Source organism: Ligilactobacillus sp. MP3 (assembly GCF_024436335.1).
GTDB classification, from domain to species: Bacteria; Bacillota; Bacilli; order Lactobacillales; family Lactobacillaceae; genus Ligilactobacillus; species Ligilactobacillus salivarius.
In genome coordinates, this window is sequence record NZ_JANFQI010000004.1 from 1 (window position 1) to 15720 (window position 15720).

The 15720-nt window shown below is 33.9% G+C and carries 14 protein-coding genes and 1 pseudogene; 4 read left to right on the forward strand and 11 right to left on the reverse strand.

Annotated elements, in window-relative coordinates; genetic code table 11:
- Nucleotides 1-168: 168 nt before the first annotated feature.
- From NOU10_RS03910 to NOU10_RS03945, 8 genes and pseudogenes are all read right to left on the reverse strand, one after another.
- Nucleotides 169-873, reverse strand: a complete 705-nt coding sequence (locus NOU10_RS03910; protein WP_255906063.1) for a Crp/Fnr family transcriptional regulator — start codon at nt 871-873, stop codon at nt 169-171.
- Between the two features lie 144 nt (nt 874-1017).
- Nucleotides 1018-1590 (reverse strand): Dps family protein, encoded by a 573-nt coding sequence (locus NOU10_RS03915; RefSeq protein WP_255906064.1) that lies wholly within the window; start codon nt 1588-1590, stop codon nt 1018-1020.
- A 164-nt stretch (nt 1591-1754) separates the two neighbouring features.
- Nucleotides 1755-2228 (reverse strand): annotated as a pseudogene (locus tag NOU10_RS03920) (IS6-like element IS1216 family transposase); the annotation flags it as partial.
- 202 nt (nt 2229-2430) lie between these two features.
- Nucleotides 2431-3126, reverse strand: coding sequence for an FAD-dependent oxidoreductase (locus NOU10_RS03925; RefSeq protein WP_255906065.1), 696 nt, complete (start codon nt 3124-3126; stop codon nt 2431-2433).
- A gap of 148 nt (nt 3127-3274) precedes the next feature.
- Nucleotides 3275-3610, reverse strand: a complete 336-nt coding sequence (locus NOU10_RS03930; protein ID WP_167370873.1) for a YjcQ family protein — start codon at nt 3608-3610, stop codon at nt 3275-3277.
- A 53-nt stretch (nt 3611-3663) separates the two neighbouring features.
- Nucleotides 3664-4476: an SPFH domain-containing protein gene (locus NOU10_RS03935; protein ID WP_003706971.1), complete on the reverse strand. Its 813-nt coding sequence runs from the start codon at nt 4474-4476 to the stop codon at nt 3664-3666.
- 15 nt (nt 4477-4491) lie between these two features.
- Nucleotides 4492-4851, reverse strand: coding sequence for a hypothetical protein (locus NOU10_RS03940; RefSeq protein ID WP_255906066.1), 360 nt, complete (start codon nt 4849-4851; stop codon nt 4492-4494).
- A 128-nt stretch (nt 4852-4979) separates the two neighbouring features.
- Entirely contained in the window at nt 4980-9602 is a 4623-nt protein-coding gene (locus tag NOU10_RS03945) for a S8 family serine peptidase (protein ID WP_255906067.1), read from the reverse strand.
- Between the two features lie 271 nt (nt 9603-9873).
- On the opposite strand from NOU10_RS03945, the gene NOU10_RS03950 reads away from it, so the two are divergent.
- Entirely contained in the window at nt 9874-10149 is a 276-nt protein-coding gene (locus NOU10_RS03950; protein WP_003699254.1) for an HU family DNA-binding protein, read from the forward strand.
- A gap of 63 nt (nt 10150-10212) precedes the next feature.
- Here the strand turns inward: NOU10_RS03950 and NOU10_RS03955 are convergent, their stop codons facing one another.
- From NOU10_RS03955 to NOU10_RS03965, 3 genes are all read right to left on the reverse strand, one after another.
- A complete protein-coding gene (locus NOU10_RS03955) occupies nt 10213-11166 on the reverse strand; it encodes a hypothetical protein (RefSeq protein ID WP_255906068.1) in 954 nt (317 codons plus the stop codon).
- A 72-nt stretch (nt 11167-11238) separates the two neighbouring features.
- Entirely contained in the window at nt 11239-11673 is a 435-nt protein-coding gene (locus NOU10_RS03960; protein ID WP_087251419.1) for an N-acetyltransferase, read from the reverse strand.
- Between the two features lie 187 nt (nt 11674-11860).
- Nucleotides 11861-12703 carry a DegV family protein gene (locus NOU10_RS03965; RefSeq protein ID WP_255906069.1) on the reverse strand — a complete coding sequence of 281 codons (843 nt, stop codon included), beginning with the start codon at nt 12701-12703 and terminating at the stop codon, nt 11861-11863.
- Between the two features lie 148 nt (nt 12704-12851).
- On the opposite strand from NOU10_RS03965, the gene NOU10_RS03970 reads away from it, so the two are divergent.
- From NOU10_RS03970 to ald, 3 genes are all read left to right on the forward strand, one after another.
- Complete coding sequence (locus NOU10_RS03970) at nt 12852-13361, forward strand: DUF1836 domain-containing protein (protein ID WP_255906070.1); 510 nt, start codon at nt 12852-12854, stop codon at nt 13359-13361.
- A gap of 95 nt (nt 13362-13456) precedes the next feature.
- Complete coding sequence (locus NOU10_RS03975) at nt 13457-14224, forward strand: epoxyqueuosine reductase QueH (protein WP_255906071.1); 768 nt, start codon at nt 13457-13459, stop codon at nt 14222-14224.
- A 388-nt stretch (nt 14225-14612) separates the two neighbouring features.
- Nucleotides 14613-15716: an alanine dehydrogenase gene (gene ald / locus NOU10_RS03980; protein WP_255906072.1), complete on the forward strand. Its 1104-nt coding sequence runs from the start codon at nt 14613-14615 to the stop codon at nt 15714-15716.
- Nucleotides 15717-15720: the final 4 nt, after the last annotated feature.

Consider the following 15720-nt stretch of genomic DNA (forward strand, 5'->3'; position numbering starts at 1 on the left):
ACGAGTCCTAGGCTTAGGCTATCCATCCCCTCACTAAAGTAAGGTGATTTCCGCCAAATCGTCATTAAAAAAACTAAAAACGGACAGATGGAAGCAAAAGCACTGAGTTCTGTCCCGTTGTTAATGAAGAGCGACAGAATACCAACGTGTAGAAAAAAGTGTGTCCGATTATTCGCTGTAAAGCAATAAATCATCTAAATCCAGAATCTTGATCCTTTTCCCAGACAGCTGTTGAATCAATCCCTCGTCCTCCAATTCTCCAAATTTGCGACTGATGGTCTCAGGTGTCGTTCCTAAATAGGAAGCAATGTCCTTTTTTCCCATCGGCAGGGTGATGGTGGGAGAGTTGCCCATTTCAGGTTCCACATTTTCTGCCAAAAACAAAACTAAACGGGTAATGACACTCTCCAAGGCTACTTGTGTCGTTTGACGTTCTGAACTTTCTAACCGTTTAGACATTTCCGCCAATAGTTTTAAAGAAATAGCTGGGTATTGTTCCAAAAAATCTTGGACATCTTTTTGCTGAATCATACAGACAACGGTATCTCGGATTGCTTCGGCATATTCCTCGTGTACTGCATCCGGGTTGAACAAGGTCCATTCTCCGGTGAAATCACCAGGGTTCAAGATCCGCACTAGCTGCTCTTTGCCAGAGTCTGCTAATCGATAAATACGGATTTTCCCACGATTGATAATATATAAAGTATCCTCTTTTTCTTGTGAACGAAACAGAAACTCTCCTTTTTTATACTGTTTCGTGTGGGCTTTTTCAGCAATGTAATTCATCGCGCTATCCTCTAAGTGATTGAATATTGGAACCAAGCGGATACAGGCTGCGTGGTCGCCAATTTCATGATGGGTATGTTTAGTCAATTCATTCTCCCCCTTTATTTATTTTATTTATATTCGCTGCTTTTATTATATAAGTCTCTTACTACAAAAAAATTGATGTACATCAAAAAAATGGAAAAAGGACTGGAAAGAATTCCAATCCCTAAATCAGCTTCTACTTTTACCTTAATCTTCATCCTCATTAAGAGCGTCATCATCTTCTAATGCTTCTTTACCAATGAACGCTTGCAGCATCCAAATGTTCTTGTCTAAGTCATTTTTAAAAGCAATCAATGTATCTTCTAAAGCATCGTCACCCTCGTCTTGAGCTAAACGAATCGCGCGAATAGTTAGGTCACGAGTGCTTCTGAAGTCCTCGATAATATTTTCAACCATGTCTTCTGCTTTAGAGTATTTATTAACTGCATCTTCCGAAAGTATCGAATATTTTTCAAATTCAACCGTTGTCGAAGCAGGTTTATGCCCAGAAGTAATTAGACGCTCCGCAAGTTTGTCGAACCATTTTTCATTTTCGTTATACAACTCTTCAAATTTTTCATGCAACGTAAAGAAATTGGCTCCTTTTACATACCAGTGATATTGGTGCAGTTTCACATGTAATGTATGCATGTTGCCTAAAAGATGATCCGCAATGGCCGCTGCATTAATTTTCGTATGATGAACATGTTCCTTGTGTTCTTGTTCTTCTTGCAATCTTTCTTGGGGTGTTCTTTCTTGAGTAGCTTTATTTTCAGTCATGATTTGATTTATTCCTCCTATAATTTTGGTTTGTTTAAAATAGCTTTCTTTGATTCCTCCTTTTTCTTTACTGAATTTAGTATAGGATAGATTTCCGTTAAAAAAATTGACGCTCATCAAGAAAAGTATTTCTTAATAGAAGCCAGGCTTCTCTATTAAATTCAACTGTGATGTTCTGTCCCTTGATAAAAGCCGTATTCTTTTAGTTTCTTAAAGGCACTTGTAATAGAGGGGGCTTTATCTGTGACTACAACCTTCGGTTCATCAAACTGCTTCACTAACCGCTTAAGAAAAGCATAGGCTGCTTGTGTGTCCCGTTTTTTACGTAACCAAATATCCAAGGTTAAACCATCTGCATCGATGGCTCGATACAAATAATGCCATTTTCCTTTAATTTTGATGTACGTTTCATCCATTTTCCATGAATAAAAGGATTTTTTATTTTTCTTTTTCCAAATTTGATAGAGTAGTTTGCCATATTCTTGCACCCAACGATAAATCGTCGTATGAGAAACGTTAATGCCACGATCATATAAGATTTCTTGAACTTCACGATAGCTAAGGTTATAACGAAGATAGTAGCCCACGGCTACAATAATCACATCCTGCTGAAATTGCTTTCCTTTAAAATGATTCATCGTCATTCCTCCTGCTATCTTTTTCTATTATTCTACCTTATTTGATAGTAGATTTAAAACTTTGCAACAGAACCTTTCATTGTAATTTTGGTTGTTGCTATTTTTCCAATATTATTTAAATTACCAATTTCTAAAAAAATATAGAAAAAATCTCTAAGTATACACATTGTATATTTAGAGATTTTTGCGTATCTATATAATTTTAGTATCCGTATAAGATATCATGTTTAATATTTTCTTCATCAATTCCCTTGTCTTGTAAAGATTGACTTACTGCTTCAACAATCTTTTCTGAAGAAGATACATAATATAACGCATCATTAGCTAGTTCGCTTGTCAACTTTGTTAATTCTCTATCTACATCATTTTCATCGTGAACAAAAATAAATTCTGCATTTGGTAATGATTTCTTAAATTCAGCAAAGTCTTCTTTGTAGAAATAATAATCCAAAGATGAATATACAAATTTAATCGTACGTTCACTCTTGTCTTTAGCTAGTTTTTCAAGTAATGCTCTAATAGGTGTAACACCTACCCCACCAGCAAAAAACACTAATGCTTGGTTTTCATCTTCAGGAAGTGTAAATTGACCTAATGGCCCTTTAACTTCTACTTCTTCACCTGGTTGTACAGTTAAAAGATTTTGTTTAAAGTTACTGATTTCTTTACCTGTTCTTGTACCTAGCAAGATTACATCATCTTCAGGTAAGGAAGCAAATGATAATGCACGTAACTTTTTCTTTTCTGTAATTTCTTTAGTAGGTAAGCCTAGTCTCATGTATTGACCTGCCACCCAATTCATATCATTAGGTTTTTTAATCTTTATTTCATAGTAGTCTTTTTCCAAATTTTCGATTGAAATTAATTCTGTCTTGTAGCTTGGTAATTCTTCTGCCATGATATCATCTTCTTTCCATAGAGTTATGTACAACATTATTTTATTTAACTTTTAACATTTTATCAAATATATTGCCTCAATACTATTGATCTCATCGTTTTTCTCGTTCATAAAAAGAGCATACTATCGACTTGCTCAGGTTGATATATTATAATCCAGGAATATCACTAATAATAACAGCAATTCCCTTAACTGACTTCTTGACTTTATCAATAGTACTATTTTCATGTAAAAATGAAATTCCTTTAGGACTGATCATAATATCAGATTCTAAATGTTTTCCAAGCATATCTTCGTAATATGCTTTATTAAGAATTAATCCTTCATCATTTAAAGTATCAAAAATATACTCAAAGTATCTTTGATTAATATGAAGGTATTCAGGTGTTAGTTTTTGCATATCGACTACCTCATCTTGTCTTAAACAATTATACAAATACATTAAAACCCGATATACAATCACATAATAATCATTTTTCGCCATACTCTTTACCTTCCTTATATAATCCAATCTTATCTATACCATGGTGAATTATACTATTTTTTCATTTCTAACATTTTTTCAATCACAGGAATATTACCTAAATCAGAAATTTCTTCTTTTGACATAACTACTAAATTAGTATCTGATTGAGCTAGCTTAGTAAATGCTACAATACTCTGATCTTTAAAGTAATTATCTGATACTGACTCCAGTGCCTCCTGAATTTTTTTAATTCGGTAACTTTCAGCATCTGCACGTTTTTTTGTAGCTTCTGCTTCAGCTTGAGCAGTCTCAACTAATGCTTGATTCTTTGCATCTGTTGTTAATTTAATGTTTCTAGCCTCACCCTCAGCTTTCGCAATTACTGCTACTCTTTCCCTATCAGCTGTCAATTGTTTATCCATTGCTTTTTGTATTTCAACAGAAGGGGTCAACTCATCAATATTAACGCGATCTACGTTAATACCATAGATATTGGTCAAATCACCAATTGCACTAGCTAATTCGGCATTAATCTTTGAAGTAGATCCTAACGCTGCATTCAAATCCATTCGACCAATGATATCACGTAAATGTCCTCTAACTAATTGTGCCATTGACTCAACTGAATCAGTATTTTCATAAGTATACTTTTTTGCATCTGTCACATGATAATTTAAAGTTACACTAGCTTCAATCTCCGCATTATCTTGAGTTATTACTGAATATTTTTCTAATCTTAATGGATGCATTGCTAATTCTACTGATTGAATTCGTTGAATAAAAGGAATATAAAAGTGTAACCCAGCTTCAACACTTCGGCTATATTTTCCTAACGTTTCTACTAACCCTTGACAATTTTGTCGAACAATTTTTATTCCTAACATGATACTACCTCTTCTCTATGTTGTAAGCGGTCTTAAAGTTATTATATTGCCTACTGCTTCAATTACGATGTAGTCAATATTTTCATTTACTGATTGATTTCCTTCAATCAAATACCGATAATAAATACCTTTAATACTAACTAATCCATTGACTTGATCAATTTCTTGACCAGCTACTTTATGACCTAAAAAATTTCTTTGCTCAAGTGAACCCTGTTCTACTTGCTTAGATGGATCTTTTAAAGTTACCGATACAATTTCTTGCAAAGTTGCATTGACACTTTTATTTTCAAGCTGTGCTCTTTTTTCTAATTTTTGTTTCAAATCTTTTGATAACCTAAACAAAAATGAAGTCATTTTCTCATCTTGTGTCATTCCGCCACCTTCTTTCTTGATATCATTATGATATCACTTTTTATATCAATTAACCATAATTTCAACTCAAACCAAAAAAGTGCCATTGAGATTCACTCATATCTCAAATGACACTTTGTTATTACTTATTAATCTTTTTTAACACGTCTTAAGCCTAATGCACCTAAGAATCCTGCGATTGAGGCTAAGACTGCACCTAGAACAGAAGTAGATTTACTGTTATTTTCACCAGTTTGTGGTAATACTTTTACCGGTTCTGTAGCTTTTTTGCCCACTTTAGCTACAGATTTATTTGAAACAGTCTTAGTTACTACTGTTTGTTCTACTTTATTATTTGTAACTTCATTAACTCGTACTTTATTATTTGTAACTTCATTAACTTGTACTTTATTATTGTCTTGTTCTTTATCTGCAAGAACATTTAGTAGCAATACTACATTACCATATTCATTAACTACTCGATAATTCTTAGCAGCTTCAACTCCAGCAGTAGTATTTACCCAGTTACCAGTATTATCTTTTACTTGCAATGTATTAGTACTGTAATCCACTAGGACTTTTGTTGCCCCATCTTTATCAGTTGTTACAGTCTTGACTGCATCACTAGCTGGTTGATAGTGAACATAGAACTTCCTAGTTACAGTATTACCTGTCAAGTCAACTACACTCAATGTATATACGTGTGTTGTTTCGCCAGTTGCATCAGCTAAGTTAAATGTCTTGCTAAACTTATATGCTGGATATGGATTAGTTACTGTGCTTCCATCTTGATGTGCTTCAGTAACAAAGTTCACACCAGAATTGTGGAATTCACGATAATCATTATCTCCATTGAAGAAGAAACGATATCCGTCCAAATTATCAGTAGCTTCTCCAGATACACTAAAGTCTTTATTATTAGTGTAGACTTGGTAATCACCATTGCTATCTAATTGTAAATTAGCCACATTATTTAAGCTAAGTGTTGGAAGAACTGTATCTAAGATTAACTCCATTGTACCTCTAGTTGTTGAACCATCATCTTTTGTATAGATGTAAGCAACAGGTCTTTGTGAAGTTGGTGCTGTATGGAATTGGAAACTAAATGTTCCATCACTATTTAAGTTAACCTTATTTACAGGATCATCTTCATTGTAACTATCTCCCAATACCACCAATGATTTGACATTTGGATCAACCTTACCTGTTAAAGTAAATACTTGTGTTGATGGGTTATATACTCCATCTTTCACAGCTTGTGCGCCTACCCAGTTGTAATCATTATCTTTCAAGTAGTCAAAGTGAATATTAGGGTTGGCATCTGCACGTGTTGTTAGATCCTTTAGACTGTGTCCTGGCAAATCTCCTGGATTACCAATTGTAGCAGAATCAGCTTTTTCTTGAACAACATTTGTTCCTAGTTGTTCCACATTTGTAAAGGCTGGTGCTGGCGTAGGATTCTCTGGATCTGTATCAACACCCAAATAAACACCATTTGCAGAAGTTCTTTGAACATCATTAAATGTTGGTCCTGCAACTTCTGTCCATCCTAATAATACCGTTCTACCACTCTTGTTAGTTACTTTTACGTGGAAAGTTGCTAATCCATCTTTTACATCTGCTTTATATACTGCGCCTGTGAAGTAGTCGCGTGCATAAACTTCAACATTATCCCCCTTAGTAACCGCTGCTTGTACGACTACATTATCCTTGTTGTTGCTTACGACTGTATCTAAAACAATACCAAAGTTTTTCTTAACAGTATTATTTACTTGCCATGCAAAAACAGCCTTTGGAGTTGCTGTATTCAATTTATATACTACATTCTTACCAGCTGCATCTGATGTGAAGACAACCGCAGTATCACTTGTACTTACAGGAACCACAAAATTACCACTGTTATCAACTTGAACTAATGCACCATTGTAATAGAAATCAGATGTTGCATTCCCACGTAAGTTATAAGTTGAAGTTGCTGCTTGATAATCTGGAGAACTTTGATCGAGTTCTAATCCGTTAGTTGCATTCCAAACAGATACTTTAGTTGTTGCATCATTATTTCCATTTACCAGTAAGGTTACTGTTGAAGTATTATCAGCTACATCGCTAACTGCAACTGATAAAGCATTCTTAGCTGCAGTTAGTGCTGCTAAAGTATCACTATCTAATACGGCTTTAAATGTTCCTGATGTTTTAGCTGCATTTAAGAATTTCGAATTCTTGCCATCATTTAACTTATAGCCAAATGTTTTATCATTGACTTTAACTACTGCATAAGAATAATCTGTAAAGCCAGATCCTGTATCTTTATAATCAAAGCTTAAAGTATGTGTCGTAGCATCATACTTAACATTTGATAATACTGGAGCTGTTGTGTCGATAACTACTGGATAATCAGCTGTTTGAACCTTATTTGCACCATCATTATACAAAGTAGCAACATAACGATATGTATATTCACCATCTGCTGCATTTACCATTTCACCAGTCTTATCATCGTATACTTTTCCATCCCAAGCCAAAGTATTTGGATTATTACGCATTGAAACTGATAAAGTTACGTCTTTATTAACTCCACTTTCATAGTAAGACTTATCCAGACCTTGTTCATCTGCAACTACACGAACAACTTTTCCACTCTTATCTAATACTTCAACTTTAAGATCCTTTAGATTTTGTTTAACAAAGGCATATGGTTTTAATAAGTCACTCTTACCATCAGCATTTGGTGAGAATGCAACTTTTCCATCTTGGTATAATTTAGCAACTTGTTGCCAATTATAATTACCTTCAAGATTTACTAAAGCCTTTAAGGAATCTTCATCAGCTACCCCTCTTGGATAGTTATCTTCATTAACAAAGTAGTTACCACCATAGACTGTGCCTTCTTGATTAGCAGCTTTGTCAAATACATCTTCACTTGTCATATCACCATAATATGCAAGATATGGAACTACTAGTTGATTTTGACCATCATTTCCTACAAATCTCAACCAACCTTCAACTAATTGATTTTTTTTCAAACCTGTTAAAGATAATGTGAAATTATAAGTTGCGCTTTGTCCAGCTTTAACGGTTACTGTCTTATCTCCATAGACATGTGCTCCTGCTAGATAAACATCGTGGAAAGTTCCTGTATCAGCATCGCGCACTTCAGTTAATCCACCACCAAAATCATCAAAAGTATATGTTTGATCTTTATCGGATAAGTTCTTAAATGTTAGTGCAAATCGAGTTGAATCTCCAACTTTTCTCAAAGATACAGAACTTGTGCCGTCTGCTGCCACAACATATACTGGAGATTCTGTTGCAGCACCTGCATCAATTTCACCAGCACCTTGACGTCTAGGAGAAACTGGAGTGTCATATCCTTGTTGCGTCATTGGTTTAGCTGTATTCATGATTAAAGCTTTAGTAGCTTGAACTAAATCTGCTCCACTTAAGTTAGTAGTAGCTTTTAATCTTTGCATTACTAAAGCTGCAACCCCAGCATTAAATGGACCAGCCATAGAAGTTCCACTCATAGTATTATAACGATTATCGTTCCCTGTTGAAGTTACACTAACCCCAGGAGCTGATACATCTGGTTTTAAAGTGAAATCTTGTAATGGACCCCAAGAAGAGAAGCCTGCCATGTCATCACCAGCACCTACAACCGAGTTTTCAGCTGCAACTGTCATTGCATTGCGCGATGCACCTGGATTAGCTACCGTACTACTAGAGAATGGTTCAAAGTTTCCGTCTGCTCCACCTGGTTCATAAGGAACTTCTTCACCAGTAACACTTGCCGAATTACCATTGTTAGAAGCTGAAATGGAGACGAATACACCATGTTGAGTTGCATATTCAACTGCTTTTTGCTCTACATCATTCAAATTAGCAGCTGCGACGCCTTGACCTAAGGACATTTGAATTACATTAGCACCTAATTTAACTGCGTCATAAATTGCTTGAGCAATATCATCAGTATTTTCATCAGCAAATTGATCATTAAATACTCGCATCATCATTAACTGTGTTTCAGGTGCTACCCCTACTGCATAGCGTTCATTGCCATTTGGTTGGCCGTCAGCACCAATGATACCAGCAACGTGTTGACCGTGTTCTGATGCACCTGGGCCATCATCTTTAACCCAGTTGTTGTCACGACTCGCATAATTATATACGAATGGGAATTTCTCTGAAGCATATTTCCCGTAGCCTAGCTCGCTAATCTTCTTGTCAGCATCTTCCTTAGAAATTGCTGGAGATTCAGGAGCTTTAGAGAAATCTTTATGGTTTGTATCAGCACCAGAATCAATCACAGCAACTACCATACCTTGACCTTTATAACCATTATCCCATGCGGCTTGAACATTTCCTTTGACATGGTCTTGATAAGTCGTTGGTGGTACTGTTTCTTGATTTGTATCAGCAGTAGACTTTACTTGTTGAGCAGTCGTAGCTTGATTTTGACTAGCTACTGAGTCAACATTACTCGTTGCTACTTCTTTTACGGTATCAGTTTGAACATTAGAAACATTGTTAGAACTATTACTATTGGTTGTAACAGTTGTTTGAGCTGTCGCATTATCCTGTACACTCGAACCTGATGCCTGAGTAGCTTCTGTTTTTACACTTTCACTACCATTAACGGTATCGGCTTGAGCGTTAGAAACTGGACTTGTCACTAAAAATGTAACTCCAGAAATAGTAATAATCGCTGACACCACCCACTTAGATTTAGCTTTATAAAGCTTGTAGCGGCGTTTTTCACCTAGCAACTTTTCCATGCACTTCATCTCCTTCTTCTAAAAGTTGCTTTTATATTAACATGTTTTTAATCTTCAAACAATCATTTTTTAATAATTTATTCATGTATTTGTGATGAATATTTTGTATATTTTCTAATTAACAAGTTCTATTTAATTTTTCTTGTTTTAATGCTATAATTCTTTTAATTTTTTTATAAAGCCCTTGCAAAAACACATTTGAATATAGTACAATTGCAGAAGATTAAGGTTTTATAGCCCTAATACCTATATTTATTGGGAGTGATTATTAATGAACAAGAACGAATTAGTAGAAGCTATCGCAGAAAAGATGGGTACAACTAAGAAAGAAGCAGAAGCAGCTGTTTCAGCATTCACAGAAACAGTTAAAGAAGCTTTAGTAGATGGTAAGAAAGTACAAATCATCGGCTTTGGTAACTTCGAAGTACGTGAACGTGCAGCTCGCAAGGGTCGTAACCCACAAACAGGTAAGGAAATCGAAATTCCAGCATCTAAAGTTCCTGCATTTAAACCAGGTAAAGGCTTGAAAGATGCTGTTAACAAATAATTATTAACAGATTAAAAGACCCTAACTTGCAATTGAGTTAGGGTCTTCTTGTGTCTCTTTCTCTTATCTTTTGTACCAAACTTCAAGTAAATCTTTAGAAGTAAATTCTAAATGAGTATGATTTCCTTGTAACAACAAATCTTCAACTAATTTTTTATCAAAACTGATATAACCTTCCCATTGGCCTTTATCAGTTATTTCAACATAAATTTCCAATAATTTCTTATCAAAATCAGCATGATTCAATAACCAACTTAATGCACGACGTTTTCGATAACGTTCTTTAGCATTAATTAAGCGATGTTCATAACTTTCATAAGCATCTTTAACTTTTAGATAGCCCAAACTATTGTTATCATCCAGAATTTTCTTTGTCTCTCTGTCAATTATTACGTATTTTCTGTTTTCACTATCTGATAATTCTTCTGATCTTATGGCAACATACTTTTCTAATTTATTATCTAAAACATCTTCCACTTTTATATCTTGATAATTATCTATTGCCGGTATATCTTCCACAACAGTATCTAATTCATCTCCATTTTCTTCTCGCCATAACTTATATTGATCCAGATACCATTGTTCATTCTCATTATATTCTTGTTTTTTATTAGATAGTATATATCCTACCAATTGATTTTCGTTTTCAGGAATAGCTTGATATTGATATGTTTTATCCAGTCTTTGAAATTTCTTTGGCCATGTAATTAAAGATGCAATATCTCCATTATTTTTGTTTCCTAAAACGTTAATGTCTGGTCTTGCTTCAAAATTTAATTGCGTACCTGATGTTAGCCTTCCAAGTTTAGCCAGATTTTTCCCATATCCCAACCAATAATATTTAGCGATTAATTCTCCAGTATCCGCTAAACATACATTTTTTAACAATACAGTTGGATATATGTATTCTAAGCTACTTGATTTTCTTTCACGAACAGTTACATCTGCTTTAATAAAAGTTGCAGTAAAATTATATTGAGTTAAATTCTTTAATTTTTTCATATTTACTGTACTCATAATTTATCCCCCATTTTTCAGTGCTAATAATAATATACGCAATTCAAAAATTTTCTCGCTAAAATTTAGAATTTATTCGACTTTATTTTTATTCCAAATCATCGTAAATTCAATTTCCCCTGTATGTTCATCATTCTGCTTAGAAACAATAGTAAACCCATTTTCACGATAAAATCTTAATGCACGTTCATTCTTTTGATACACATTTAATGACAATGTACTGTGCAATTGTTTTACATATTCCAAAAGTTGCCTACCAATACCTTGAGAACGATACGCTTTATCAACAAAAATCCCTGCAATATATTCATCCATCAGTCCAATAAATCCCTTTATTTCTCCATTTAAATCATAAACAAAGATATCAGCTTTCAATAATTGTTTTTCCACTTCTTCAAAATTAGCTTTCCAATACTCTTTAGCAATGAAAGAATGGGCATCTTCATTTCCCGCAAGCCATAACTGCATAACTATCTGAGTGTCTGATATTTGAAATTCTCTTATCATTTTACTCTCTCCTATAAATAGCTTTCTTATTCATTTATTGTATCCAAAACTAAACGATAAAATTAATGTAGCATTACTCTTACGTATCCTTTTTTATAATATTATAGAAAAGCTTTATTTTACAGAATTTTCCAAATAAAAATCCCCACCCAAAAGGATGAGGAATTCTTATTAATAAATTTTATTTTTAACCATCATTCACAGCACAGCCAACCATTAAACCACCTTTTTCTGCATAAAAGCTACATAGTACTGTACAAATTCCAATTTCTATCTGACAATCAGGATACTTGGATTGGATTAAATCTTTCAAAGCTAATGCACCTTTTTCATTGTTTGCGTGATCAATTACCACTTTTTTACTATTAAGATTATGCTTAACTAATATATCTACCAAAGATTGATATGCTCGTTTAGCTCCACGTGCTTTTCCTAATTGTTCAATCTTTCCTTCTTCATTTGCCCAACCTAGCACATTAATTTTTAAGACTCCTGCAAGTTTCGCAACAGTTTTATTTATTCGACCATTATTTGCTAAATTCGTTAATGATTGTAAGCTAAAGAAGATCTTCAAATGATCGATATAACATTGAACTTGTGTTACTACTTCAAAAAAATCTACCCCTTCATTCAGTAATTCACTAGCTTTAACAGCTGCCATACGTTCTGCTGGACCTGCTGCTTTTGTATCAAAGACGTGTATTTTTCTATTTGGATCTTCCTCTAGAATCATTTTTTTAGCTGTTTGCGCAGTATTATACGAACCCGAAAGCGCACTTGAAATTGTAAAAATATATACTTCATCAGCATCCCCTATTGCTGCCAAGTAACTTTCAACACTAGGACAAGAAGATTTTATTTCTGTTGAACTGTTTTCGATAAACTTATCGAATTCTGCTTGATCAAAATCAGCACCATCTAAAAATACTTTATCCCCACAAACTAAAGTTAAACCTACGCTCTGATATTCAATATCATTCAATGTAGTTACGTTTAAATTTGCTGCTGAATCTGTAATTATTTTCTTCATACTTTATTACCTACTTAATTTATAGAATTCTCATTAAGCTTACAAAATATGAAAAACATTGTCAACGGTTTTTGAAAAACTGATGATAAGTTTTTTATTGATAAATTATATTTTTGCCTATATACTGAGGATAGCGAGGTATTAATTTATGAATAGAGAATTTAAAATAAGCCAAAGTATCCAAAATTTTAAACTACCACGATATGACGATTTACCTGAAGTTGAATTATATTTAGATCAAACTGCAGCGTACATCAGTGAAAGGCTTGAAATCTTAGGAGACGTAAAACTAACTAATTCAATGATTAGTAATTATGTTAAACACAAGTTAATTCGCCGTCCCGTTAAAAAGCGTTACGCAGCTGATCAAATTGCAGAATTATTCTTTATAGCTGTTGCTAAAAATGTAATGCAACTTAGCGATTTAAAAGCAGCAATCGAACTACAAAGACGAACATACTCAACTAAAGTTGCCTATAATTATTTTGTAGAAGAATTGGAAAATATTCTTCCGTATGTCTTTGGTTTGAAAACTGAATTAGATGAAATAGGCAATGAGCATACCGAATATCAGCGTATGTTACATAATATTATTATGGCTGTCAGTTATAAAGCTTACATTGATAAATACTATTCTGATTTGCGTCAAGAAAATTAGTCCAACTACCAAAATCACTTATTTTTAGGGTTTAAATATCGCTTATCGACTGGTATTATAGTATTTGAGTTCGTTATAGAATCGAGATGAGTCAATTGATAGATGTAGAAGAAATTCTTGCTAAAATGAATAAAAATCAAAAGATCAATTACGATAAGGTCATGCAAAAAATGGTTAAGAAATGGGAAGAAGCTGACACTCGCCCACGTATTCTTTTACACAGTTGTTGTGCACCATGTAGTACATACACGCTTGAGTACTTAACAAAATTTGCTGATGCTACTGTTTACTATGCTAATTCTAACATTCATCCACGTGCTGAATATCAACGTAGAAAATATGTTCAACAAAAATTCATTCATTATTTCAATGAAAACACTGGAAATAATGTTAAGTTCATATCTGCCCCTTATGAACCACAAGAATATTTTGAGAAAGTTCGTGGACTAGAAAAAGAAGTCGAAGGTGGCGCACGTTGTCGTGTATGTTATGACTATCGCCTAGATAAAGTGGCTCAAAAAGCTGTAGAGTTAGGTTTTGATTACTTTGGAAGTGCATTGACAATCAGTCCACACAAAAATTCCCAAGTTATTAACCAAGTTGGCTTAGAGGTACAAAGTTTATATACTACTCACTATCTACCTAGTGATTTCAAGAAAAATGGTGGTTATCAACGTTCAGTTGAAATGTGTCATGAATATGATGTTTATCGCCAATGCTACTGTGGTTGTGTCTTTGCTGCTAAAGCTCAGGGTGTTAATTTAAGTAAAATTAGACGTGAAGCACTAGAATTTTTAGAAGGTAAAGATGCAGATAAGGAATTTCCTGAAATAACTTTTAAAATTAATGGTGAAACTATTTAATTATTAAAAAGAACTGAGATTATTAAATTCAGTCCTTTTTTATTTTTCCCAATTTCAATAACCTAATATAAATTTTCTATAAATTACTTGATATATCTACTCTCACATCAACCAGTCTAATCATTTATTAATTATACACTTAATGTATAATTAATCATTTCTAACAATCGTTCTAATGTTGTTTTATAAATAACAATATAAGATCAACTTTGTGAAAAAACTCCCAAAAAACGCTAATTAAAGGGATATTAGATTTCACAAACTTTTGATTTTAGGGTTGATATTTATCTTTTTACGTGTTATTCTTGCATTAGGTTGAAAGCGCTGTCAACAAATTATTAGAAATTATTTGAATATTTATTCATTATTTGGAAAGGAGTATCTTATTATGTTAATCGGTGTACCTAAAGAAATCAAGAAGCAAGAAGAACGTGTTGGTGCTACTCCAAGTGCTGTAGCAAGCTTAATTCATGCAGGTCATTCTGTAATTGTTGAAAAAGGAGCTGGCGTTGGCTCTGGTTTCCCAGATGAAGAATATATCGCTGCTGGTGCAACAATGGGTTCAGCAGAAGAAGCATGGGATACAGAAATGGTCATCAAAGTTAAAGAACCTTTGGAAAGTGAATACCAATACTTCAAACCAGGTCAAATCATCTATACTTATCTTCATCTGGCCGCAGATAAACCATTAACAGAAGCCTTAATTAAAAAGAAGGTTACAGGGGTAGCATACGAAACAATGGTTGGTAGAGGTGGCGGTTTACCACTTCTCTTCCCTATGAGTGAAATTGCTGGTCGTATGTCAATTCAAGTTGGATCTCATTTCTTAGAACAAGTACATGGCGGTAAAGGCATTCTATTAAGTGGTGTTTCCGGTGTACATCGCGGTAAAGTTACTATAATCGGTGGTGGTACTGTAGGTTTCAACGCTGCTAAAATTGCTGTTGGTATGGGAGCACAAGTTACAATTCTTGATATTAACGCTCAACGTTTGGCTAAAATTGATAATATCTTTGATGGAAAGATTCAAACTTTAATGTCAAATACTGCTAACATCAAGAAAGCTGTTGAAGAAGCTGATTTAGTAATCGGTGCGGTTCTAATTCCTGGCGCTAAAGCACCAAAATTAGTTACAGAAGAAATGATTAAGAATATGAAACCAGGTTCTGTTATCGTTGATATTCCTATCGACCAAGGTGGTATCTTCGAAACAACAGTGAGAGCAACTACTCATGAAGATCCAATCTATGTAACACATGACGTTATTCATTATACAGTTGCTAATATGCCTGGTGCTGTTCCAAAGACAGCTACAGAAGCACTTTCTAGTGCAACAGTACGCTATGCTATTGAAATTGCTAATAAAGGTATTGATAAAGCTGCTGCTGACGATAACACAATATTTACAGGAATTAATACACATCAAGGTAACCTTACTTCTAAAGCTGTTGCAGATAGTTTAGACCTTCCATTCACACCTTATAAAGGTTAATATT

Bases quoted from the DNA above. Each gene is read 5' to 3' on its own strand.
- NOU10_RS03945 (WP_255906067.1), bottom strand. From the start codon at position 9,602: ATGGAAAAGTTGCTAGGTGAAAAACGCCGCTACAAGCTTTATAAAGCT.
- ald (WP_255906072.1), top strand. From the start codon at position 14,613: ATGTTAATCGGTGTACCTAAAGAAATCAAGAAGCAAGAAGAACGTGTT.
- NOU10_RS03930 (WP_167370873.1), bottom strand. From the start codon at position 3,610: ATGGCGAAAAATGATTATTATGTGATTGTATATCGGGTTTTAATGTAT.
- NOU10_RS03960 (WP_087251419.1), bottom strand. From the start codon at position 11,673: ATGATAAGAGAATTTCAAATATCAGACACTCAGATAGTTATGCAGTTA.
- NOU10_RS03935 (WP_003706971.1), bottom strand. From the start codon at position 4,476: ATGTTAGGAATAAAAATTGTTCGACAAAATTGTCAAGGGTTAGTAGAA.
- NOU10_RS03950 (WP_003699254.1), top strand. From the start codon at position 9,874: ATGAACAAGAACGAATTAGTAGAAGCTATCGCAGAAAAGATGGGTACA.
- NOU10_RS03925 (WP_255906065.1), bottom strand. From the start codon at position 3,126: ATGGCAGAAGAATTACCAAGCTACAAGACAGAATTAATTTCAATCGAA.
- NOU10_RS03940 (WP_255906066.1), bottom strand. From the start codon at position 4,851: ATGACACAAGATGAGAAAATGACTTCATTTTTGTTTAGGTTATCAAAA.
- NOU10_RS03955 (WP_255906068.1), bottom strand. From the start codon at position 11,166: ATGAGTACAGTAAATATGAAAAAATTAAAGAATTTAACTCAATATAAT.
- NOU10_RS03965 (WP_255906069.1), bottom strand. From the start codon at position 12,703: ATGAAGAAAATAATTACAGATTCAGCAGCAAATTTAAACGTAACTACA.
- NOU10_RS03915 (WP_255906064.1), bottom strand. From the start codon at position 1,590: ATGACTGAAAATAAAGCTACTCAAGAAAGAACACCCCAAGAAAGATTG.
- NOU10_RS03970 (WP_255906070.1), top strand. From the start codon at position 12,852: ATGAATAGAGAATTTAAAATAAGCCAAAGTATCCAAAATTTTAAACTA.